The organism is Erwinia aphidicola, from assembly GCF_024169515.1.
Taxonomy (GTDB): Bacteria; Pseudomonadota; Gammaproteobacteria; order Enterobacterales; family Enterobacteriaceae; genus Erwinia; species Erwinia aphidicola.
The window spans coordinates 981417-1001650 of record NZ_JAMKCQ010000001.1 but is presented as its reverse complement, the minus strand read 5'-3'; the positions used below and the strand labels follow the sequence as shown (position 1 = coordinate 1001650).

At 57.9% G+C, this 20234-nt stretch carries 18 protein-coding genes; 9 read left to right on the top strand and 9 right to left on the bottom strand.

Going from position 1 to position 20234, the window contains the following annotated elements; genetic code table 11:
- Positions 1–20: 20 nt before the first annotated feature.
- On the bottom strand, positions 21–1337 hold the full coding sequence (locus tag J2Y91_RS04570) for an MFS transporter (RefSeq protein WP_048914606.1): 1317 nt from the start codon (positions 1335–1337) through the stop codon (positions 21–23).
- A gap of 339 nt (positions 1338–1676) precedes the next feature.
- Between J2Y91_RS04570 and J2Y91_RS04565 the strand changes: the two genes are divergently transcribed.
- Positions 1677–2570: an SDR family oxidoreductase gene (locus J2Y91_RS04565; RefSeq protein ID WP_048914607.1), complete on the top strand. Its 894-nt coding sequence runs from the start codon at positions 1677–1679 to the stop codon at positions 2568–2570.
- On the opposite strand, the gene J2Y91_RS04560 is transcribed toward J2Y91_RS04565, so the two are convergent.
- From J2Y91_RS04560 to J2Y91_RS04540, 5 genes are read right to left on the bottom strand one after another with little or no spacing between them, the layout of a single operon-like run.
- Entirely contained in the window at positions 2567–3547 is a 981-nt protein-coding gene (locus J2Y91_RS04560; protein WP_133622721.1) for a Csu type fimbrial protein, read from the bottom strand. The genes J2Y91_RS04565 and J2Y91_RS04560 overlap by 4 nt on opposite strands.
- The gene (locus tag J2Y91_RS04555; protein WP_133622722.1) at positions 3544–5964 is read right to left on the bottom strand and encodes a fimbria/pilus outer membrane usher protein; all 2421 of its coding nucleotides are present in this window, start codon (positions 5962–5964) and stop codon (positions 3544–3546) included. Before J2Y91_RS04555 ends, J2Y91_RS04560 begins: the two co-directional genes overlap by 4 nt.
- 3 nt (positions 5965–5967) lie before the next feature.
- Positions 5968–6687: a fimbrial biogenesis chaperone gene (locus J2Y91_RS04550; RefSeq protein ID WP_133622723.1), complete on the bottom strand. Its 720-nt coding sequence runs from the start codon at positions 6685–6687 to the stop codon at positions 5968–5970.
- Between the two features lie 23 nt (positions 6688–6710).
- Complete coding sequence (locus tag J2Y91_RS04545) at positions 6711–7238, bottom strand: Csu type fimbrial protein (protein WP_133622724.1); 528 nt, start codon at positions 7236–7238, stop codon at positions 6711–6713.
- 20 nt (positions 7239–7258) lie between these two features.
- Positions 7259–7825: a spore coat protein U domain-containing protein gene (locus J2Y91_RS04540; RefSeq protein ID WP_133622725.1), complete on the bottom strand. Its 567-nt coding sequence runs from the start codon at positions 7823–7825 to the stop codon at positions 7259–7261.
- Positions 7826–8378: 553 nt separating this feature from the next.
- On the opposite strand from J2Y91_RS04540, the gene J2Y91_RS04535 reads away from it, so the two are divergent.
- Positions 8379–10511, top strand: a complete 2133-nt coding sequence (locus J2Y91_RS04535; RefSeq protein ID WP_133622726.1) for a putative bifunctional diguanylate cyclase/phosphodiesterase — start codon at positions 8379–8381, stop codon at positions 10509–10511.
- 52 nt (positions 10512–10563) lie between these two features.
- Positions 10564–11970, top strand: coding sequence for an aminotransferase-like domain-containing protein (locus J2Y91_RS04530; protein WP_133622727.1), 1407 nt, complete (start codon positions 10564–10566; stop codon positions 11968–11970).
- A 50-nt stretch (positions 11971–12020) separates the two neighbouring features.
- On the opposite strand, the gene J2Y91_RS04525 is transcribed toward J2Y91_RS04530, so the two are convergent.
- Positions 12021–12503 carry a YlaC family protein gene (locus J2Y91_RS04525; RefSeq protein ID WP_048914617.1) on the bottom strand — a complete coding sequence of 161 codons (483 nt, stop codon included), beginning with the start codon at positions 12501–12503 and terminating at the stop codon, positions 12021–12023.
- 190 nt (positions 12504–12693) lie between these two features.
- On the opposite strand from J2Y91_RS04525, the gene J2Y91_RS04520 reads away from it, so the two are divergent.
- On the top strand, positions 12694–13686 hold the full coding sequence (locus tag J2Y91_RS04520; RefSeq protein WP_133622728.1) for a lysozyme inhibitor LprI family protein: 993 nt from the start codon (positions 12694–12696) through the stop codon (positions 13684–13686).
- Here J2Y91_RS04520 and J2Y91_RS04515 read toward each other — a convergent pair.
- Positions 13673–14137 carry a hypothetical protein gene (locus tag J2Y91_RS04515; protein ID WP_133622729.1) on the bottom strand — a complete coding sequence of 155 codons (465 nt, stop codon included), beginning with the start codon at positions 14135–14137 and terminating at the stop codon, positions 13673–13675. The two genes, J2Y91_RS04520 and J2Y91_RS04515, sit on opposite strands and share 14 nt — an antisense overlap.
- Positions 14112–15005, bottom strand: a complete 894-nt coding sequence (locus J2Y91_RS04510; protein ID WP_133622730.1) for a winged helix-turn-helix domain-containing protein — start codon at positions 15003–15005, stop codon at positions 14112–14114. The genes J2Y91_RS04515 and J2Y91_RS04510 overlap by 26 nt, the downstream gene beginning before the upstream one ends.
- Positions 15006–15406: 401 nt before the next feature.
- Between J2Y91_RS04510 and J2Y91_RS04505 the strand changes: the two genes are divergently transcribed.
- The 5 genes from J2Y91_RS04505 to J2Y91_RS04485 all read left to right on the top strand — a co-directional run bounded on the left by J2Y91_RS04505 (position 15407) and on the right by J2Y91_RS04485 (position 20084).
- Entirely contained in the window at positions 15407–16000 is a 594-nt protein-coding gene (locus J2Y91_RS04505) for a hypothetical protein (protein WP_133622731.1), read from the top strand.
- A gap of 193 nt (positions 16001–16193) precedes the next feature.
- Positions 16194–17630, top strand: a complete 1437-nt coding sequence (locus tag J2Y91_RS04500; RefSeq protein ID WP_133622732.1) for a circularly permuted type 2 ATP-grasp protein — start codon at positions 16194–16196, stop codon at positions 17628–17630.
- Positions 17624–18553, top strand: a complete 930-nt coding sequence (locus J2Y91_RS04495) for an alpha-E domain-containing protein (protein WP_048914621.1) — start codon at positions 17624–17626, stop codon at positions 18551–18553. The genes J2Y91_RS04500 and J2Y91_RS04495 overlap by 7 nt, the downstream gene beginning before the upstream one ends.
- Before the next feature lies 1 nt (position 18554).
- Positions 18555–19355 (top strand): transglutaminase family protein, encoded by an 801-nt coding sequence (locus J2Y91_RS04490; protein ID WP_253537409.1) that lies wholly within the window; start codon positions 18555–18557, stop codon positions 19353–19355.
- Positions 19356–19373: 18 nt separating this feature from the next.
- Positions 19374–20084, top strand: coding sequence for a proteasome-type protease (locus J2Y91_RS04485; protein WP_133625008.1), 711 nt, complete (start codon positions 19374–19376; stop codon positions 20082–20084).
- The last annotated feature ends 150 nt before the right edge of the window (positions 20085–20234 follow it).

Genomic DNA, 20234 nt, shown 5'->3' with positions numbered 1-20234 from the left:
CGGCCCTTGTCATAATCGCGTTATACCTGAATTGCCGGCTCCATCAGGCGCCTTGCCTGATACTGCTTCACCAGCCGTTTGATAATCAACGTCCCAATTAATCCGCACACTGCCGCAAACGTCAGCCAGACGCCCGGCATCGCTTTATCTCCCGTCACATGGATCAGATAGCTGCACACCGCCGGAGTAAAACCGCCGAAGAGCGCTGTCGCCAGGCTATAGGCCAGCGAGAAACCGGTGGCACGCACCTCCGCCGGCATCACCTCCGCCAGATACACCACCATGGCGCCGTTATAGCTGCCGTACAGGAATGAGAGCCACAGCTCGGCTTCCAGCAGGTGGGCAAAGCTCGGTGAACCGACCAGCCAGTGCAGCACCGGCCAGGCGGTGATAATCATCAGGATAGTAAAGATCAGCAGCAGCGGACGGCGGCCATAGCGGTCAGAAAGCGCCCCCATCACTGGCAGCCAGAACAGGTTGGAAATACCAATGCACAGGGTGACAAAGAAGCTCTCTTTATCGCTCATCATTAGCACCGTTTTGCCAAAGGTCGGGGTGAACGCGGTGATCATATAGAACATCACCGTAGTGGTGACCACCATCAGCATGCCTGCCAGCACCAGCGCCCAGTTGCGGCCAACCGAACGGACAATCTGCCCCATGCTCGGGTGATGTTTACGCTGGCTGAAGGCTTCGGTCTCTTCCAGCATGCGACGGATCCAGAACAGGAACGGCACGATCAGGCAGCCAATCACAAATGGAATACGCCAGCCCCAGTCGGTAACGGCTTCTTTTGCCAGCAGATGATTGAGCAGCAGGCCGAGCAGCGCGGCGAAGATCACCGCAATCTGCTGACTACCGGACTGCCAGCTGACGTAGAAGCCTTTCTTGCCCTTGGGCGCGATCTCAGAGAGATAAACGGAAACCCCGCCAAGCTCGACCCCGGCCGAGAAGCCCTGCAGCAGTCGGCCCAGCAGGATCAGCACCGGCGCCGCCATGCCCAGCGTGGCATAGCCGGGCACCACCGCAATGGTCAGCGTACCGATCGCCATCAGTCCCAGCGTCAGCAGCAGCCCTTTACGGCGGCCGTGGCGGTCAATATAAGAGCCGAGGATAATCGCCCCCAGCGGCCGCATCAGGAAGCCGGCGCCAAAGGTCATCAGCGTCAGCATCAGTGAGGCAAACGGGTCATCTCCGGGGAAAAAGGTTTTTGCGATGGCGGTAGCATAGTAGCCAAACACCATAAAGTCGTACATTTCGAGGAAGTTACCGCTGGTAACGTTGAAGATAGTTCTGGCACCGCCCTGCCGCGATGTCCCTGTCATTGAGTTGCTCATGTTACTTCCTGTGGGTTTTTTCCTCGTTTTTAGCCTGCCGGGGCGGGTTTTAATGTGACGGCGATCACTGTTACTGGCTTACAAAATGTTCACATTAGTAACCAATAATTAACAGTGGTAGTTTTGGCTAAAATTTGCACATCATTTGCGTCGATATTATTCGCCTGAGGGGGGCTGTTCATATTTAGTTATATTTTATTGCATTTAACTTTTGCCATTTTTTCCTCTGAAATCAGTTCGATACTCGATATTAATGTTTCCCTCGTCGACAGCCGATGAGCGTGGACTACGCTTAACCCCGAACGAAACGAAATGAATATATCGCCAAGCGGAGGAACCATGGCAGACCAATACGAAATGCAGAATCCTCTCACGCAATATCCAGCGGAAGACTTCCCCAAGCAGCGCCAGCCTGCGCCCGGCGTGCAGGCTGAGATGCGGCCGGTGCCGGACTGCGGCGAAAAAAGCTATCGCGGCAGCGGCCGTTTGCAGGGGCGTAAAGCGCTGGTGACCGGTGCCGACTCCGGCATTGGCCGCGCGGCAGCCATTGCCTATGCCCGCGAAGGCGCGGACGTGGCGCTCTCCTACCTGCCTGACGAGCAGCGCGATGCCGAAGAAGTGGCAAAACTGATTGAGCAGGCCGGGCAAAAAGCGGTGCTGCTGCCGGGTGATATCAGCAATGAAGCGTTCAGCAAGAAGCTGGTGGAAGATGCGCGCGAGCATTTAGGCGGCCTGGACATTCTGGCGCTGGTGGCCGGTAAGCAGGTGGCGGTAGAAAACATTGCTGACCTGACCACCGAGCAGTTCCGTAAAACCTACGAGACCAACGTGTTTTCGCTCTACTGGATCACCCAGGCAGCGATCCCGCATCTGCCGGCGGGTAGCAGCATTATCACCACTTCGTCGATTCAGGCCTATCAGCCCAGCGCACACCTGCTCGACTATGCGTCGACCAAAGCGGCTATCCTGGCTTACACCCGCGGCCTGGCGAAGCAGATTGCTGAGAAAGGCATCCGCGTGAACTGCGTGGCACCGGGTCCAATCTGGACGGCGCTGCAGATTGCGGGCGGTCAGACGCAGGATAAGATCCCGGAATTCGGCCAGCAGACGCCGATGAAACGTGCCGGACAGCCTGCAGAACTGGCGCCGGTGTACGTTTATCTGGCGTCGCAGGAGTCAAGCTACGTGACCGCTGAAGTACACGGCGTCACCGGTGGTAATCACCTGGGTTAGAACGACAAGTCCACCGTAATGGTATCGCTGTAGCTCCCCGCTACCGGCGTTGCCTGGCTGGTCAGCACCTGAGCATTATAGTTAAAGGTGCGGGTCAGCCCGTCGGTGCTGACGCTGTTAGCCGCCGTGCTCTGCATGCGTTCTGCAGTCACGGTTCCCCCCCAACGGCTGGCAGTGCCCGACCCTTTATAAATCTCATAGGCCAGCAGGTTCGTCCCGCTGGCCATGTAGCGCTGCGCTCCCACCGCATGGATCCCGTTGTTCATCCCCACGCTGTAGGTACTGCCCTTGGTGCAGATCACGTTGATCGACTGGCTGACGCCGGTAAAGCTGCTGACCAGCGGGGCGCTGCCGAAGTTCACCGCAGGCGAAGTAATGGTGGTGCAGTCGTTGGCAATGGCGATGGTCGCGGTCAGCGGCAGGGTCGTGGTGCCGCTGTTTTGCGAACCGAGCAGGCAAAGGCCACCAATGCCTACCCCGGTGCAGACGCTGTACACCACCTGCACGTTGAGCGTCACGGTGTAGGTGCCGGCCGCCACCACGGCGCCGGGCACGGTGCGCAGGAAGAACGGCAGGCTGAACACTACCTGGTTGCCGGTGCCGATACTCAGCCCCAGCAGCTGGCTGCGGCTATAGGTAACGATGGTGCCACCAATGCCCAACTCCGTGGCGCAGGCGGAGTCGGTACACAGCTGCACCGGGATGGTATCGCTCAGGCGCAGCGTGCCCCGATTGCCAGTGGAGCTGGTGGCGCTGACTAACTGCACGGTGACGCTGTCCGATGACAGCAGCGCCAGCACCCCGGTGCCGCAGTTGAGGGTGCCGGGCGCAGAAACCGTGCTGGCCGTCGTATTGACGGTAAACGAGCTGACACCGCCAAAGGCCGCGCTGACCGGCGCGGTGGTACAGGCCGCCAGGGCTGGAAGCGAACCGCCCATCAGCAGGATAAAACTACACAGCAGCAACAGTTTTTTCATCGGGTATTTCCTGTCGGTAACGGGGAGAGCACACAGGTGAGCGGGCCGTAAGTGGTGAGGGATTTTGGCCGCCCGCCCGGCACCGTCAGTTCGGTATCGCAGTGGCGTCCGTCCGGGGTTTCGGCGCGGAGGGGGTTATGTTCAGACAGATTCTCCATCCAGGTGATGCCGTCCCAGCCAACGTACCCGCTCTGCTGACCCTCGCGGCTGATAACGGTTGAGACCGGCAGCGGCTCGCCGTTGCTGTCATGCAGGATCACGCTGGCGGCGCGCAGCGGCTCAATTGGGAAGTGCAGCAGATAACCGCTCTGGCGCTTCACCGAGAAGCGCTGCTCGACGCTGCTGGCCGCCATGTCAGCAGGCAGGTCAAGCGTGTCGATATCGTATTTCGCCGGGTAGTATGAGCTGATGGCCGGAACCAGCAGGTAGCCGTCGCTATTCGTTTTTCCCATCAGCTGGTTTTCATAGCGCACGTTGACGTTCGGGTAGTCGGTTTTCACCAGCACGAAGGAGTCCGTCACCTGATTTGCGGCAAATACGCTGTTATCCATCAGCACCAGCGAACCGGAGAGATCGGCAAATTCCGTGCTGTAATTATCATCGCCATAGAAGCCCGCCGAGGTTTCAAACTGCTGATTACGCCAGCGCAGATTGCCCTGACGATAGCTGCCGCCGCTGCTCTGATTCGCCCAGGAGGCATCGTAAGCGATCCCGCCATCGGTCGGCATCGCGCGCGAAACGGAGAGCCGTTCAGCGGTGCCGCCCTGCCGATCGCGCTCCATGCTGATGCTGGCATTGCTCAGATCGCTGAACGGGATCATCAGCGAAACGGCACCGGACCAGTTCCCCTCCTGCTGGTCGCGACTGGCGGAAAGGTACAGGCTGGTATTGCCCCACAGGTTTTTGCTCCAGGAGAGGTTGAGCAGGCGGGTGCGATCGCCGCTGCCGCTGGTGATATCAATCAGCGCCGCGCCGAGGCTGCCGTAGCGATCGAGCGCCACGCTGGCATTGTATTGCGCGCTGCTGCGGCTCAGCGTATAGGTCTCTGCCGTTGCCACCCCGCTCTCACGGTCGCCATACAGCGCAAGGTTACCAAAGCCGGTGGTACGGCGGGTTTGCTGCATTCCCACGCTGAAGCGGCTGGTGTTGTACTGGTAGCCCCAGCTGTACTGACGGCCGCTGTCGCCCTGCATCTGGCTCTGGGTGACGGCACCGTTCACCACCCCCCAGGCTCCCATTTTGAGCTGCACGCCCGCCCCGCCAAGCGCCAGCGACTGCGCCGCCTCGGCATGGGTCTCCAGCGTCAGCCAGTCGGCGATCCCGTAGCGATAAGAGCCGCTGCCGGCGGCAGAACCGTAGTCGAAGTTCTTCAGCCCGTAATTCTGGCGCAGCGCCCCGGCGGAAAAGGAAAAGTCAGACAGGCCGCTTTTCAGTAGATCGCTGGCCACGTAAAACGGCAGGGTGGTGCTGACCCGCCGCCCCTGGGCATCGGTGGTCACCACCACCGCATTACCGGCACCGTTGACAAACGGCATATTAGTCAGCGAGTAAGGGCCGGGCTGTACCGAGTTACTGCTGGTCTTATAGCCGTTGACGAACAGATCAACGGTCGAGGGGACCGCCGCCTGGCCGGAAAATGAGGGGAGGGGATAAGTGACCAGGTCAGGGCGTACCGAGAAGTCACGCGCAATCTGAATACCGCCGAGGCGCACGCTGCTGCTCCACGCCAGCGAATCGGTGATTAAATCCCCCACGCGCCAGCTCAGTGCCCGCTCTTCATCCTGATTCGCCCACCAGGTGTCGTAGCGCAGATAGCCATCCTGCAGGTAGCCGCTGTCACCCGTAAGCTGTTGCTGATATACCCCGTTGCTGGAGAACTGGCCAGCATTCCCGAACAGGCGCAGCTCATTCCAGGCAGACATGCGGGTACCGCCGTCGGTGGTCTGGCTGGCGTAAACATCGTAGTTAAACAGCAGGCCGTTGCTGCTGCGACCGGGATAGCGCGGGCCGTTTTGCGCGGCACCCCCAAAGGTCTGCTTTGGCAGCCATTCGGACGGCACCGTCAGCAGAATGCGTTGCCGCTGGCGATCGTACTCCGCCTGCACCTGATCCATAGCGGAAACATCGATAATCGAGGCGGTGATGCGCGCAGTCGGAATACCCGCCCGCTGCAGGTCGGCGGCGCGCAGCAGATAGTGGCCGTTTTGAAACTGCACCGGCACCACCTGGTCTCTCTCCTCGCCATTGACCACCAGCCCCAGCATATAATTTTGCTGCTGCTGGCTGGCAGCGGCGCTCGGCGGGGGCGGCAGCGAGCTATAGGTTTCCGCGCTGCCGGTCAGCGGTGACAGGCAGCTTAACAGGCCAGTAACGGCCAGTGTGCAGTGCCGGCCCGGCACCCGACGGCATCTGCTCATCGACTATGGTGCTGAGCGGGTACTACGCCAACTCTGTTTATGCTCCAGCTCGGCGCTCAGCTCAGCCCCGCCGGAAACCGGCACGCTGAGCGGGAATGTGTTGCTGGCATCGGCCAGCACATAGCCGAACAGGCTGCTGGAGAGGCTGCGACCGCCGAGCGAGACGTTGCTGAGGCGGGCATGACCGCTGCCACGATTGGTGATCTCCAGCGCCTGCTTGCCGCCCTGATTCACCAGGCGCCAGCTCAGCTGCGGGCGCGCGCTCTCCGGCGTCAGCCCGTCGCCATAGACAAAGAGCGGCACCGAATAGCGCATCTGGAAATTTAGCCCGGCCTGATTATCGCCCGCCTGCTGCGGGGTCGGGATCTCATCCAGCAGCACGCGGTAGGCGGCCTCTTTGCCACCCGCTGGCGGCGTCTGCTTAATCAGGCGCACCATCTGGCGCTTGCCTGGCTCAATCCTCACCAGCGGCGGGCTGGCCAGCACCTGCTGCTGAGTCTGGTACTGCTCCTGGCCATTGATCTGCTGCCAGCTGAACACCCTGACCTGCATCAGCGTGGTGCTCTCGCCCCGGTTCTCCAGCCACAGTTCGCTGGCTTTCTCCTGCGGCGCGATCTTCGGGTCGATCGGCCAAATCAGCACGGAATTCCCGGCGCTGGCAGTAGGGGACACAACACCCAGTAACAGTGCCAGCAGCGGCCCTGTAAGCGCGAATTTGGTCATCACTTCTCCTTTTTTCCCTGCTGTTACCAGCTCAACGTGACCGTCAGCGTATCGCTGTAGGTCCCGGCGCGGTTGACGCCGCTCAGCTGAAGCTGCCCGTAGATTGGCAGCGTAATGTTGTTAGCATTGCTGTAAGTCAGTGCCACGTTCTGATTCACCGGGATCGCCGTGGTATGGCTGGCGTTGGTGTAGAGGTTGTACGCCACCAGGTTGCTATTGTTAGCCACCTTCAGATTGCGGGTGGTGGTGTAATTACTGCCGCCGTCGATGCTCATACTGAGCGTGGTTCCCGGCGTGCAGGCCAGGGCAATGGTTGAGCTCTGCACGTAGGCAGCATTCGCCGTGGCGCTCCCCACGCCGGGCTGCGTACCGAAATCGAGCGTGCCAAACACGCCGGTATTGGTGCCGGAGACCACGCAGCCGTTAACGATCGAAGCGGTAACCTGGAAGGTTTGCGTGGGCAATGACGCTGCGCAACCGCTGTAAACCAGCAGCACGAGAATGAGCGGACGAGCGTCGCCCGCCAGTCCTTGAACCAGCTTCCACACCATCTCTTCCCTTGCTGCCGCAATCAGTAATTCACTGCGACGTTAATCGTGTCCGTGTAGGTACCAGCCGGAATAGCGGCGTTATAGCCACCGCCAGCAATCCGACCATAAATCGGATAGTTGTCCCCGTTGACCGGGTCGGCAGTGCCGGTATTGGTCAGGTTGGTGTTGTTAGCAATCGGCGTGGTGTAAGAGGTGGTGCCGTACAGCGTGTAAGCGACACCCTGGGTGGCATTGGTGGCGCTGACCAGATAGCGCGGCTGCGCCGTGACCGTCCCGTAAACGGTGGCGGGGGCGGCGTTGCTGCTGGTGAGCTGGACGTTGTAGGTTTGCCCGGTGGTGCAGCGAACGAAGATGCCGTTACCCAGTGAACCGACCAGGGTGGCATTCAGCGTATCAAACGTCGCCGCGCTGCTACCAAAGTCGAGGGTACCAAAGTTGACGGCGGAGGTGGCGGATTGACCGTTCACCAGGCAGCCGGTGGTTAATACCAGTCTGGCCGCGATAGTCCCTGTCGTGGTGGCGGCGAATCCCGAACTGACGACGCCAAAGCTCAGGCTGCAGCCCAGCAGAAAAAGCTTCATTTTCATAACCATTCCTTACTGATTAGAGAGATGAACGTGCTTTTTCGCCTGGTGGAATATTGACGTTAGCAGGGCTAAGCGCAACGGGATAAATAATAAAAACCCTTTAGTGGGTAAAATATAACGCGAGGAACAATCTGTTATTTGAATGAATAAGTTAACACAAGTTTCTCTTACTATAGATCAGGCTGAGAAAGCCTGTGAAGCGAAACGGAAAATATTATTTATGTGTCTGACGCTTTAAAGTGAGGCGCTGGCAGCCCGCGCGGGTACTGGGCTGGTAAAATTTTCAAGAATAATCCTAAGAGAGTCTAGGTGAATGACTGGCCTCAATGCTATGTTCTCAGCAGCAGAGCGGAGTTTTACTAAACGATATAAATTATAGGGATATATCAGATTACCCCTTAACCGCACTTCTTCAGTTTTTCTCTTTCCAGGGCAGTACTAAAGACCCGGGCGTTTATGCCGATAAATTAAGCATCAGCCTGGCCATTAATTTAATGGCCCCGGGTAACTTACACACAAAGTCAAAAATGGCTACAGCAGTCGGGATTGTCATATGCTCATGAGTTCGTACGATCAATTACTGGTTATCGTCTCTTTTATTGTTGCGTTCCTCGCCTCCTATACCGCGCTGGATATGGCGGGGCGCGTGGCAACTTCAACGGGCAAGGTGGCGCTGGTCTGGCTGCTCGGTGGCGGCTTCGCCATGGGCGTAGGGATCTGGTCAATGCACTTTATCGGCATGCTGGCGATGAGCCTGCCGATGGTGATGAGCTATAGCGTCAGCCTGACGGTGTTGTCGATGGTGATCGCCGTGGCCGCATCGATTTTTGCGCTGTGGATCGTCTGCTACGGTGAGCTGCCGTGGTACCGGCTGTGCGGCGGGGCGATTGTGATGGGCAGCGGCGTGGTAGCGATGCACTACACCGGCATGGCGGCGCTGATGGTAAACCCCGGGATTGTCTGGGACTGGCGCTGGATCTGGCTATCGGTAGCGATCGCACTGGGTGCCTCCGGCGCCGCGCTGTGGCTGGCATTCCATCTGCGCCGGGGCACCGGCAGACTGGCGCTGATGCGCAGCGGCGCGGCATTAATTATGGGGATTGCTATCGCCGGGATGCACTACACCGGCATGGCGGCGGCCAGCTTCCCGGCCAGCAGTCATGCCACCCATCTTGGCGTGAACAGCAGCTGGCTGGCGATCCTGGTGGTGGTGGTGACGCTGGCTATTCTCGGCATTACGCTGCTGGTGTCGATGCTGGATGCGCGCCTGCAGGCCCGCACCTCGGTGCTGGCGTCTTCGCTGGCGGAAGCCAACCGCGAACTGGCGCAGCTGGCGCTGCACGACAACCTGACCCGCCTGCCAAACCGCATTCTGTTGGAGGATCGCCTCGACCAGGCGATCAATAAAGCTTCACGCGAGAACTCCAAATTCGCCCTGATGTTTATGGATCTCGACGGCTTTAAAGCGGTCAATGACGCCTTTGGCCACCATATTGGCGACAGCCTGTTAATCGCCGTGACCGAACGCATGAAAGAGATCGTGCAGGGGCATCACACCCTGGCGCGCCTCGGCGGTGACGAATTTGTGCTGCTGATTGAAATTGAGGATCCCAACGATGCCGCTACCGTGGCGGATGCGTTGGTGAAAGCCGTGGAGCGGCCGTTTGATATTTCCCGCTACGAGCTGGTGGTATCGCTCAGTATTGGTATCGCAGTGTTTCCGGGCGACGGCATAGATGAGCGTGAACTGATGTTTAACGCCGATGCCGCGATGTATCACACCAAAAACAACGGACGCAACGGTCACAGCTTTTTCCAGCCGTCGATGAACATCATCGCACAGAACCAGCTACAGCTGATCAATGACCTGTGGCTGGCAAAGGATAACAACGAACTGCGTCTGTTCTATCAACCGAAGTTCTGTGCGCCACGCGGGCCGATTATTGGCTTTGAAGCGCTGCTGCGCTGGCAGCATCCACGGCGTGGCCTGCTGGCGCCAGACGTCTTCCTGCCGCTGGCAGAGAAAACCGGGCTGATCGTTACCATGGGCAACTGGGTCATTAATGAAGCCTGTCGCCAGCTGCGCGAGTGGCATCTGCAGGGTAATACCGACTGGTCGGTGGCCGTCAACCTCTCCGCCCTGCAGTTCGAGCAGGCAGGGCTGGTGGAAACGGTGGTCAATGCGCTGGAAACGCACCGCATCCCACCGGAATTGCTGACGCTGGAAGTCACGGAAACCACCGCCATGCGCGACCCGGATGAGAGCGTGCGCATTCTGACCGAGCTGACCGAGCTGGGGGTGAAAGCCTCAATTGACGACTTCGGCACCGGCTACTCCAGCCTGCTGTACCTGAAGCGCCTGCCGGCCAGCGAGTTGAAAATTGACCGTGCCTTTGTCAATGAGCTGCAGGCGCAGACGGAAGATGCCACCATCGTCACCGCCATTGTTGCCCTGGCACAGACCCTGAATCTGAAAGTGGTTGCCGAAGGAGTGGAAACCGCCGAGCAGCAGCAGTTCCTGACCGGGTTGGGCTGTAACACTCTGCAAGGATACCTGCTGGGTCGCCCTGTTCCGCCGGATCAAGTGCCGGATCTCAAACATTTTGTCGAGCGCGAAGGGGTCGAAGCACCGGTGGCCAACGCCCCAAAGCTGAGCGTAGTGGCACCGCTCTCTGACGCCGTTTAGCGAGTATGGGGTATAATAGTTCCCCATTCGCTTAAAATGGCCTGTAACAGTCGTGGCAAAATATGAACAGCTGGTTGAGCAAATCAGCCAGCAAATCGAGACGGAAATCTGGCTGCCCGGGGAAAAATTGCCCTCGCTGCGTGAGCAGGTGAACCTCAGCGGCATGAGCCTGATGACCGTGATGCATGCTTACCAGGTGTTGGAAAGTCAGGGGCGCATCCAGTCGCGTCCGCAGTCGGGCTATTATGTTGCCCCACGCGCTGAATTCCTGCGCCAGCCGATGAGCCACCAGAAAGTGCAGCTGGCCGAGTCGGTGGATATCAACGCCTTTATTTTCGATGTGTTACAAGCCTGCCGCGACCCGGATATTATCCCCTTCGGTTCCGCGTTTCCCGACCCTGAGCTGTTTCCCCAGCGCCAGCTGATGCGTGCATTGACCACCGTCTCCCACAGCATGAAAGCGGTAGATGCCCTGCATAACCTGCCGCCCGGTAATGAAGCGCTGCGCAAAATGCTGGCGCAGCGCTATGCCCTGCAGGGGATACAGGTTTCGCCGGATGAGATCGTCATCACCAATGGCGCGATGGAAGCACTCAATCTCAGCCTGCAGGCAGTGACCGAACCGGGCGACTGGGTGGCGATTGAAAACCCGTCATTTTACGGTGCGCTGCAGGCTATAGAACGCCTGAAGCTGAAAAGCGTGGCAATTGCCACCGATCCGCAAAGCGGGATCGACCTGGATGAGCTGAGCCGCGCGCTTCAGCGCTGGCCGATCAAAGCGCTGTGGATGATGACCAGCCAGCAGAACCCGGTGGGCTGCACGCTGAGCCGCGAGAAGAAACAGCAGCTGGTTGAACTGCTGGCGCAGCACAACGTGGTGCTGATTGAGGATGATGTCTACAGCGAACTCTATAGCGGGCGTGAAAAGCCGCTGCCGGCCAAGGCCTTTGATCGACAAAATAACGTGCTGCACTGCTCGTCGTTTTCGAAGAATCTGGTGGCTGGATTTCGCGTTGGCTGGGTGGCGGCTGGCCAGCACGCGCAGCGTATTCAGCGCTTACAGCTGATGAGCACGCTCTCCACCAGTGCCCCAATGCAGCAGGCGCTCGCCACCTATCTTGGCACCCACAGCTATGACCGCCATCTGCGCGGGCTGCGCCAGATACTGGAACAGCGCAAAAACCTGGCGCGCCAGGCGCTGAAACGCTATCTGCCGGCGGGGGCGCAGATTAATGATTCGCGCGGCGGCTACTTTCTGTGGATAGAGCTGCCGAAGCAGGTCAACACCACCGATCTCTATTATCGCGCGCTGCAGCAGAAGATAAGCATCGCGCCGGGGAAGATGTTCTCCTCCAGCGAGCAGTACGCCAACTATTTCCGTTTCAACACGGCCTGGTGGAATGGGGCGCAGGAAGCAGCAGTCCAAACCCTCGGCGAACTGATCGCCGATCTGCTGTAGGCAAAGCCATCCGCGGGCGCGGCATGCCACGCCCCTTCGGAGCAGTACATTTACACCGCTGCCGCGCTTTGATGGCCCCAGGTCAGGTGGAATACGTCGTAAAAGTCGACTTCACCCTTCAGGGATAGCAGCTTATTAATCCCCTGTTTCACCTTATCCGGCACGTTTTCGCTGTGCAGGATATCGCTCACCGCCTGGTCTGACAGAGTACGCACGTAATACCATTCACCGTTGTAGCAGACGCGCAGGTCTAGCGCGTCGATATCTTCAAAGCGGTACTTCGGATTCACATCCATCAGCATCAGGCCGCTCATCAGCAGGATAAAAATGGTCGCGCCCCAGAAGGCGGGCCAGCCGAGAAAATCGGTGGTAAAAATCAGCGCCACGGTCAGCACGTAGCAGCCATACATTGAGGCCCACAGGCCGGGATGCTTTTTCAAAAACTGAAAGCTGAAGCGCGGCTTGTTATCACGCTGCTCTGCACGGTTCAAACTGTCGATCTCGCGCAGCAGTATCTGTTTTACTTCTTCCATCATGTACCTCAGGGTAAAAGTCCTGGCAGAGTGCAATTAAAACATCTCTTAACCCATAGCAGCAGACACAGTTTACTGCTATTAAGCTATAACAGTTGGCTGGTTATAATGTAGCCTGCTGGCTGATTTGCGTGTAGAATCCTGGCCCCGCAGCATCAGGTCTACGGATGATGGAACAATGGGTTATAACATGATGTTTAAAAAGATCTTTATCCTTACCTTTTTCACACTCGCCATGGTTTGGGCTGTACCCGCGAGTGCCTACGACTGCACGCGTATAAAAGGAACTGCCGACCAGACGGTATGCAGCAGCCCGCAACTGTTGTGGCTCGACAGTGTTTATAACGAGGATTTTTACACTCAGGTGAAGCAGGACCCGCAGCATGCGCAGCAACTGATTGCCCCCATGCACCATGCACCTGATGCCTGCAGCAGCGAGGGCTGCCTGCGCGGAGCCTACCTGTATATGCTGGGGGTTCTGCACGGCACCGGCCAGGATTTTGACTGGCAGGGGACCTGGTGGAACGCATCGGCCGCTCATGGCAATAGTGGAAAATTGCTGATCGGTAAACTCTCCGGCTGGGAGTTTCGCATGGATGCCAGCGTTCAGGCGGGCGTCTATGAGAGCGCGTTACGCGGCGATGTGCGCCTCTATTCCGGGGTAGGATTCACCGATAGCATTGCCTGGGGCGGCGATTGTACCGTTGTGCTGATCCCCCTACACGATGGCAAAATCAAGGTGCGCAGCGACAGCAAGAACAGCTGCAAGCTGCTGATGCCGGGAGGAATGACCATCGATGGCGATTATGTGAAAAGTGACCACGATCCGCGCCCGTCCGCCACGTTACTGAGCCTTGGCATCCTGCCCGACCAGCAGACCGATGAGAAATTTCGTCAGCTGGTCGGTAAGGATTATCAGAAGTATGTTGATACCGCCACCGCCTTTAATCACGAAAAGGACCTCGACGATCTGGGTGCCAGAGTGGTGACGATGTGGATGAAAGGTCGGGCTGACCGTCAGGCGGCGATGATCATGACCACCCCGCAGGGGAAAATCTGGGCGCTACGCGTCGATCCTGAAGCGGGCAACAAGGTCAGCCAGCACTATGTCACCACCGAGCAGGACAAAAAAACGCTGCCTAATACACTGGCAAACTGGCAGGCGCGCTTTAACCTGCCGTAACGTTTAAAATCTGTCCTGATGGGAAGACAATCAGGCGGCGGTCGCTGAAGCGCAGGTCGTTAAACTGCACCCGGTTTTGCCCACCGGGGCCGAGAATACTCTTGATGATCCGCGCTTCGCCCGTATCAGCATAGTAGAGGGGCTGATAAATGAAGGTCATACCCTCAGGACCGCTGGCCAGCTGCTGCAAATTGACCTTAATCATAAACTGGCTGTCATCCGGGCTGGTGAGCATCAGAGTGGTTTTACCCTCATGCTGCGCGAAGTGCGGATCGTACAGCTCACGCTGGCGCGACAGCAGGTCGTAATAACCCAGCTGCACATCTTCCCGGTTTAGCGCTGGCACAAATTCAGCGCTGCTGCTGCCCTGCAGGGGCTTCATCAGCAGCGCGCCCAGCAGTAGCGCTGCGCTGACCAGCAGTAAACTAATTGACGCAGTTCGCCATTTCATTAAATTTTCTCTCAGTTTCCCGGTAGATCAGCGCGCTCAGCACATTGCTGTTGGTACGCCAGTTCAGTACTTTCATCGCCAGCTGTTTTTGCCCGCAGGCGTTTTTAAGCGTCAGCGTGTAATTTAGCGACGTGCCGTCAAAGGCATACACCACGTCCATGGTCACATCCTGATTTTTCAGATGTTGATTCAGCATAAACAGGGTGGGACCAAGCTGCTTGTTCAGCTCAATGCCGGCGGAAGGCTCCCCTCTGGTCACCAGCTCCTGCAAGCGAATGTTGCTGTAAACCGTCGCGTCATTCCTCTTTAACTGCTGTGCCGGTGGCGTAACGTACGGCCAGACAATCCATGCCAGAATCACCAGCAGCACGAGCGCCTGCATCGGTACCAGCCAGCGCCAGAAGGATGCCCGATCGCTGGTGACCACAGCTGGCGGGTTGTCCAGCAGCTGGCTGTCGGTGGCGGGGGCTTCAGGGGCGATGCTTTGCGTGGGTAGCCGGTTGAAAAAGGGGTTCTCTTCAACGTCATCCAGTTCAGGTACCGGGACGAACTGACAATATTCCTTTTCGAGGATGTAGCCCTTTTTAGGAATGGTTTTAATAATCTTTTGCTGTTTACCGTCATCTTCCAGCGCCACGCGCAGGGCATGAATCGCATTAGGTAAACTGTTATTGCCAATAACGCGCCTTTCCCACACCAGCTGATTCAGCTCATCGCGTGACAGTATTTCTCCGGCGTGCTCTGCCAGCACCTGCAGGAGCCTGACCTGAAACTCGCCCAGACGCCGTTGCTCACCCGTATTTTTGTGGGTAAGCGTCCCGACCGAGAAGTCGACATACCAGTGATGGATAATACAATAAGGAGTCATAGTGATCTTGTATCAGAGTTGTCCATGTGACCGCCGGATAAAGCGTCCTGGATATTATCATGGCCAGGATCTTTATTATGCGAGGGCAAAATCCATATTAACTGATAATTCGATATTTCTGGAAATATCAGTAAATGAGCGTTTGTAAAAAATAATTGCCAGTGATGATGATTGTTAATAGTGATAGTGTCACTGAGCAATATTTAATTTTATCACAGGCAGTGGTAAAAAAGTGAAAGTTATTGTGCGGGTATGACAACAGCATGAATTTGGCTTATGTCCAATTAAATTAATGTGTTATGTGATCTCTCGCGTGCAGGAAACATTGCAAGCTGGCTAAACGGTGCCACACTTAATTTAACAATCATTCAACACCGTTTTTGAAGCCACAGGAGCCTGTTATGCTGTCTGACTCTCGCAGTGTGATGTTGCTGATGTCGTTTGCTGCCGGAACTTTTGCTGCGGGCGCATCCACCAACCCGCGACATCTGATGCTGTCGCAACCTTCCCAGGGCGTCCCCAATAATCCTTTGCCGCTGATCATTTATCCGCAGGTCATTCCTGATGAAACCGACGAGGATATGAGCGCGTGGTTTAAAGCCGAGTTTGCCGCGCACGGCTGGCCGGTCAGCTGGCAAGCGCCGGTTTTCCCCTACACCCATTATCACCCGAACACCCATGAACTGCTGGGGATTACCTGCGGCTGGGCCGAGATCCTGTTTGGCGGCGAGAGCGGAAGAATGGTCACGGTGTACGCCGGGGATGCGGTGTTGATCCCGGCCGGGGTAGGGCACCAGCAGATCGCCGCCAGCGATGATTTCCTCGCGGTGGGGGCGTATCCCCCAGGCGTTGTACCGCGGACGCTGCGTGACGAGCAGGCCTTAATGGAACAGTCTATGCTTGAAATAAAACGCGTGGTGATGCCGCAAGCCGACCCGATCACCGGTGGGGTAGGCGCACTGACCGAAGTCTGGCACCCGCTGGCCGCACAATAGTTTCACCTCTTCTTTAGCGCAGCGGGCTGCACTTTATTGGTGCAGTCTGCCGCCGCGTTTCGCTTCCCCAGTTGCCAGGAAAAGCTTTCGCCTGTTGTCGATCCGCATGCCGTGCGGCTCAGGACGCCACGCCTGACTCTGGCACACTTTGTGCAGATCTCATCACAGGTTCACAGACAGCGGTAGGGAAATCATGAATCAAAGCTATGAAATAGCGTCACACTTTTATGATGAAATGTTGCTGAGCGATGGACACTATCGTCGGCACTACCGGGAATACTGGCAATGGCTACAGCAGGCCGACCAGCAGGCGATTGCGCGCAAGCGCGAAGAGGCGGAACTGCTGTTTCACCGCCTTGGGATCACCTTTAACGTTTATGGTGAAGACGGCGGAGCCGAACGGCTGATCCCCTTCGACAGCGTTCCGCGCATTATTCCGGCCAGTGAATGGGCGATGCTGGATAAAGGCATCCGCCAGCGCGTGCAGGCCCTGAACGCTTTTCTGCATGATATCTATCACCAGCAGCATATCCTCAAAGCGGGCCTGATTCCCGCCGAGCAGGTGCTGGTCAACGATCAGTATCAGCCCTGCATGCAGGGCATCAACCTGCACCGCGACCTGTATGCCCACATTATCGGCGTCGATATGGTGCGCAACAACGACGGCGAATATTACGTGCTGGAAGATAACCTGCGCACCCCGTCCGGCGTCTCCTACATGCTGGAGAACCGCAAGATGATGATGCGCCTCTACCCGGAGCTGTTCGCCGACCAGCGTATTGCCCCGGTTGAGCGCTACCCGTCGCTGCTGCTGCAAACCCTGCGAGAAAGTTCCCCGGTTAACGACCCGGTGGTGGTGGTTTTAACCCCCGGGCGCTTTAACAGCGCCTACTTTGAACATAGCTTCCTTGCCCAGCAGATGGGGGTGGAACTGGTTGAGAGCGCCGATCTGTTTGTTAAAGATGGCGCAGTGCTGATGCGTACCACCGCCGGGCCGTGCAAAATCGATGTGATTTATCGCCGCGTCGACGATGCCTTCCTCGACCCGCTGGCGTTCCGCCCGGACTCAATGCTTGGCGTGCCGGGCCTGCTGTCGGTGTACCGTTCCGGCAACGTGGTGCTGGCAAATGCTATCGGCACCGGGGTGGCGGACGACAAGTCGATCTACCCTTACGTGCCGGAGATGATCCGCTACTACCTTAACGAAGATCCGATCCTCAACAATGTGCCGACCTGGCAATGCCGCCGCCCGGAGGATCTGTCGTGGGTGCTGGCAAACCTTGAGCAGCTGGTGGTGAAAGAGGTCCACGGTGCCGGCGGCTACGGTATGCTGATCGGCCCCGTTGCCAGTAAACAGCAGTTGGAGGAGTTCCGCGCGCTGCTGAAAGCCAAACCGCAGAACTATATTGCACAGAATACGCTGGCGCTCTCTACCTGCCCGACCTTTGTCGAACAGGGGCTGGCCCCGCGCCATATTGACCTGCGTCCGTTTGCCCTCAGCGGCGCCGATATTCGGCTGGTGCCCGGTGGGCTGACCCGCGTGGCGCTGAACGAAGGCTCGCTGGTGGTTAACTCCTCGCAGGGCGGTGGGACCAAGGACACCTGGGTTCTGGAGGATGACGCATGCTAAGCCGCACGGCCAGTGGCCTGTACTGGATGGCGCGCTATTTAGAGCGCGCGGAAAATATTGCCAGGGTGCTCGACGTCACCAATCGGCTCTCCCTGATGCCGGTGCGCGGCAGCCACAACAATGAGCTGCGCGTCCCGCTGAACCTCACCAACACCAGTGACCTGTACTGGTCAGTCAACGATCGGCTGGCGATGCCGGAGCTGTTCAACTTTTTTGCCCTCGACGAGCGCAATCCCGGCAGCATCTATAACTGCTGGCAGGCGGCGTGGAATAACGCGCATGCGGTGCGCGGCAGCCTCTCATCGGAAGTGTGGGAGAGCATCAACTCCAGCTGGATCGAACTGCGCAAGCTGCGGCGCAACGGCGTTAGCAACGGTGGGGCGGATGCCTTCTTCGACTGGGTGAAAGAGCGCTCACACCTGTTCCGTGGCGCCATGTTCGGCACCCTGATGCGCGGCGATGCGATGAGCTTTATTCGCCTCGGCACGCTGCTGGAGCGCGCCGACTGCACCGCCAGGCTGCTCGACGTCTACCAGCATCTGACCGATGAAGATGACGACACGGTGCGTGAGTATTACCGGCTGGATACCCTGCTGCGCTCGGTCTCGGCGCGCGAGGCTTATCACACTATCTACAAACAGCAGATGGCGGCGGATAACGTCAATGAGATGTTGATCCTGCGCGAAGAGAGCCCGCGATCGCTGCGATCCTGCGTCGAAGAGATCGCGAATCAGCTCAATCTGATCGGCAGCAGCGGTGAAGATCGTCCGCGTTACCTGCTCACGGTGCTGCATGCGCAGCTGCGCTTTAGTAGCTGGGAATCTCTGATGACGGACGGGCTGCACGCCTGGCTGCAACGTTTTCTGGCAGAGCTGGCGGCGATTGCCGACAGCATTCACCAAACCTATCTGGAGGCGAAATAACATGAAGCTGAATATTGAGCATAAAACCTGTTTCAGCTACCAGAGTCTGGTGCGCCAGAGCACGCAGTATCTGCGCCTGACGCCGCAGGACTCTGTCCATCAGCACATTATCTCGTGGGATCTCCTCCTGCCGGAGCAGGCGATCTGCATCACCGATGCCTGGGGCAATGTGATGCACGTACTGACGCTTGACCGCCCGCATCAGGAGATAGAGATCGCCGCGCGCGGCGTGGTCGATATTCTTGATGAAGAGGACAGCTCGCCGGATCCGGACTGCGTGCTGTCGCCGCTGGTGTTCCTGCGTATCACGCCGCTGACGCAGCCTGATATGGCTATCCGCGATTTCGCCCGCCGCTATTACCGTGAAGAAGCGCCGCTCGCCAGCCTCGAACGCCTGATGGGCGAGCTGCTGCTGAAGATGCCGTATCAGCCCGGCAGCACGCTGGTGACCGATACCGCCGCCAAAGTTTTTGCCGCCGGAAGTGGCGTTTGTCAGGACCACAGTCACGTATTTTTAGCCTGCTGTCGCAGTCTGCACATCCCCGCTCGTTATGTTAGCGGCTATCTGTATACTGAAAATGTGGAACATGTGGCGACCCATGCATGGGTGGAAGTGTGGCTCGACGGCAGCTGGCACAGTTTCGATATTACCAATAATACCCGCAGCACCCGGCAGCATCTCAAGCTGGCTGTCGGTGTGGATTATCTTGATGCCTGTCCGGTGCGCGGCATGCGCCTGGGCGGCGGCAGTGAAGATATGCAGGCCGTGGCTGCGGTACAACTGGTGTTCTCGCAGCAGTAATTTTTGATCGGGCAAACTATGACCTATTGTGTGGCAATGCGCTTATCGTCAGGGATGATTTTCGTTTCCGACTCCCGGACCAACGCGGGCGTGGATCATATCTCCTCGTTCCGTAAGCTCCATGTTTTTCAGCAGGATGACGAGCGCACGCTGGTGCTGCAAAGCGCGGGCAACCTCGCCACCACCCAGAGCGCGCTGAGCCTGCTGCGGCGCGGCTGTGAAGATGGTAAACAGCCTAACCTGATGAGCTGCACCAATATGTACGATGTGGCACTGCTGGTCGGGGACACGCTGCGTACGGTGATCAAGCGTGACGGCGAGGAGTTTGGCGGTACGCTGATGCTCGGCGGGCAGATTAAGGGTGAAGAGCCGCGGCTGTTCCAGATCTATCCGCAGGGCAACTTCATTGAAGCCAGTACCGATACCCCCTATTTCCAGATAGGCGAAAGCAAATACGGCAAGCCGATTATCGACCGGGTGCTGCGCTATGACACCGCGCTGGACCAGGCGATGCAGTGCGCGCTGATTTCGATGGATTCGACGCTGGCGAGTAATATCTCCGTCGGCCTGCCGCTGGATGTGATGGTCTATCCCACCGACAGCTTCAGCAGCATGCAGCAGTACCACATCACCGAAAAGCACCCCTATTTTTCTCAGATCCGCCAGCTGTGGAGCAGCGGATTGCTCAGCGTTTTTTCGCAGCTGCCGCCGTTACAGCTCGACGAATAATCCGGGCTGGGCATGCCCAGCCCCTACAATCGGCCAACCCGTTTTACCGTTATCTCCCACCGCCTCCCTGCTTTGCGCCATCGGTAAATTTACAGAATATTGCAGCTGTCATTTCACTGACACATCATCGTCATCCGGGCTGGTTAGTGT

What these genes read in the sequence shown, in the direction of transcription:
- J2Y91_RS04520 (WP_133622728.1), top strand. Translation starts at nt 12,694, where the DNA reads ATGATGTTTAAAAAGATCTTTATCCTTACCTTTTTCACACTCGCCATG.
- J2Y91_RS04525 (WP_048914617.1), bottom strand. Translation starts at nt 12,503, where the DNA reads ATGGAAGAAGTAAAACAGATACTGCTGCGCGAGATCGACAGTTTGAAC.
- J2Y91_RS04565 (WP_048914607.1), top strand. Translation starts at nt 1,677, where the DNA reads ATGGCAGACCAATACGAAATGCAGAATCCTCTCACGCAATATCCAGCG.
- J2Y91_RS04495 (WP_048914621.1), top strand. Translation starts at nt 17,624, where the DNA reads ATGCTAAGCCGCACGGCCAGTGGCCTGTACTGGATGGCGCGCTATTTA.
- J2Y91_RS04515 (WP_133622729.1), bottom strand. Translation starts at nt 14,137, where the DNA reads ATGAAATGGCGAACTGCGTCAATTAGTTTACTGCTGGTCAGCGCAGCG.
- J2Y91_RS04490 (WP_253537409.1), top strand. Translation starts at nt 18,555, where the DNA reads ATGAAGCTGAATATTGAGCATAAAACCTGTTTCAGCTACCAGAGTCTG.
- J2Y91_RS04555 (WP_133622722.1), bottom strand. Translation starts at nt 5,964, where the DNA reads ATGAGCAGATGCCGTCGGGTGCCGGGCCGGCACTGCACACTGGCCGTT.
- J2Y91_RS04505 (WP_133622731.1), top strand. Translation starts at nt 15,407, where the DNA reads ATGCTGTCTGACTCTCGCAGTGTGATGTTGCTGATGTCGTTTGCTGCC.
- J2Y91_RS04535 (WP_133622726.1), top strand. Translation starts at nt 8,379, where the DNA reads ATGCTCATGAGTTCGTACGATCAATTACTGGTTATCGTCTCTTTTATT.
- J2Y91_RS04570 (WP_048914606.1), bottom strand. Translation starts at nt 1,337, where the DNA reads ATGAGCAACTCAATGACAGGGACATCGCGGCAGGGCGGTGCCAGAACT.
- J2Y91_RS04510 (WP_133622730.1), bottom strand. Translation starts at nt 15,005, where the DNA reads ATGACTCCTTATTGTATTATCCATCACTGGTATGTCGACTTCTCGGTC.
- J2Y91_RS04540 (WP_133622725.1), bottom strand. Translation starts at nt 7,825, where the DNA reads ATGAAAATGAAGCTTTTTCTGCTGGGCTGCAGCCTGAGCTTTGGCGTC.
- J2Y91_RS04500 (WP_133622732.1), top strand. Translation starts at nt 16,194, where the DNA reads ATGAATCAAAGCTATGAAATAGCGTCACACTTTTATGATGAAATGTTG.
- J2Y91_RS04485 (WP_133625008.1), top strand. Translation starts at nt 19,374, where the DNA reads ATGACCTATTGTGTGGCAATGCGCTTATCGTCAGGGATGATTTTCGTT.
- J2Y91_RS04560 (WP_133622721.1), bottom strand. Translation starts at nt 3,547, where the DNA reads ATGAAAAAACTGTTGCTGCTGTGTAGTTTTATCCTGCTGATGGGCGGT.
- J2Y91_RS04550 (WP_133622723.1), bottom strand. Translation starts at nt 6,687, where the DNA reads ATGACCAAATTCGCGCTTACAGGGCCGCTGCTGGCACTGTTACTGGGT.
- J2Y91_RS04545 (WP_133622724.1), bottom strand. Translation starts at nt 7,238, where the DNA reads ATGGTGTGGAAGCTGGTTCAAGGACTGGCGGGCGACGCTCGTCCGCTC.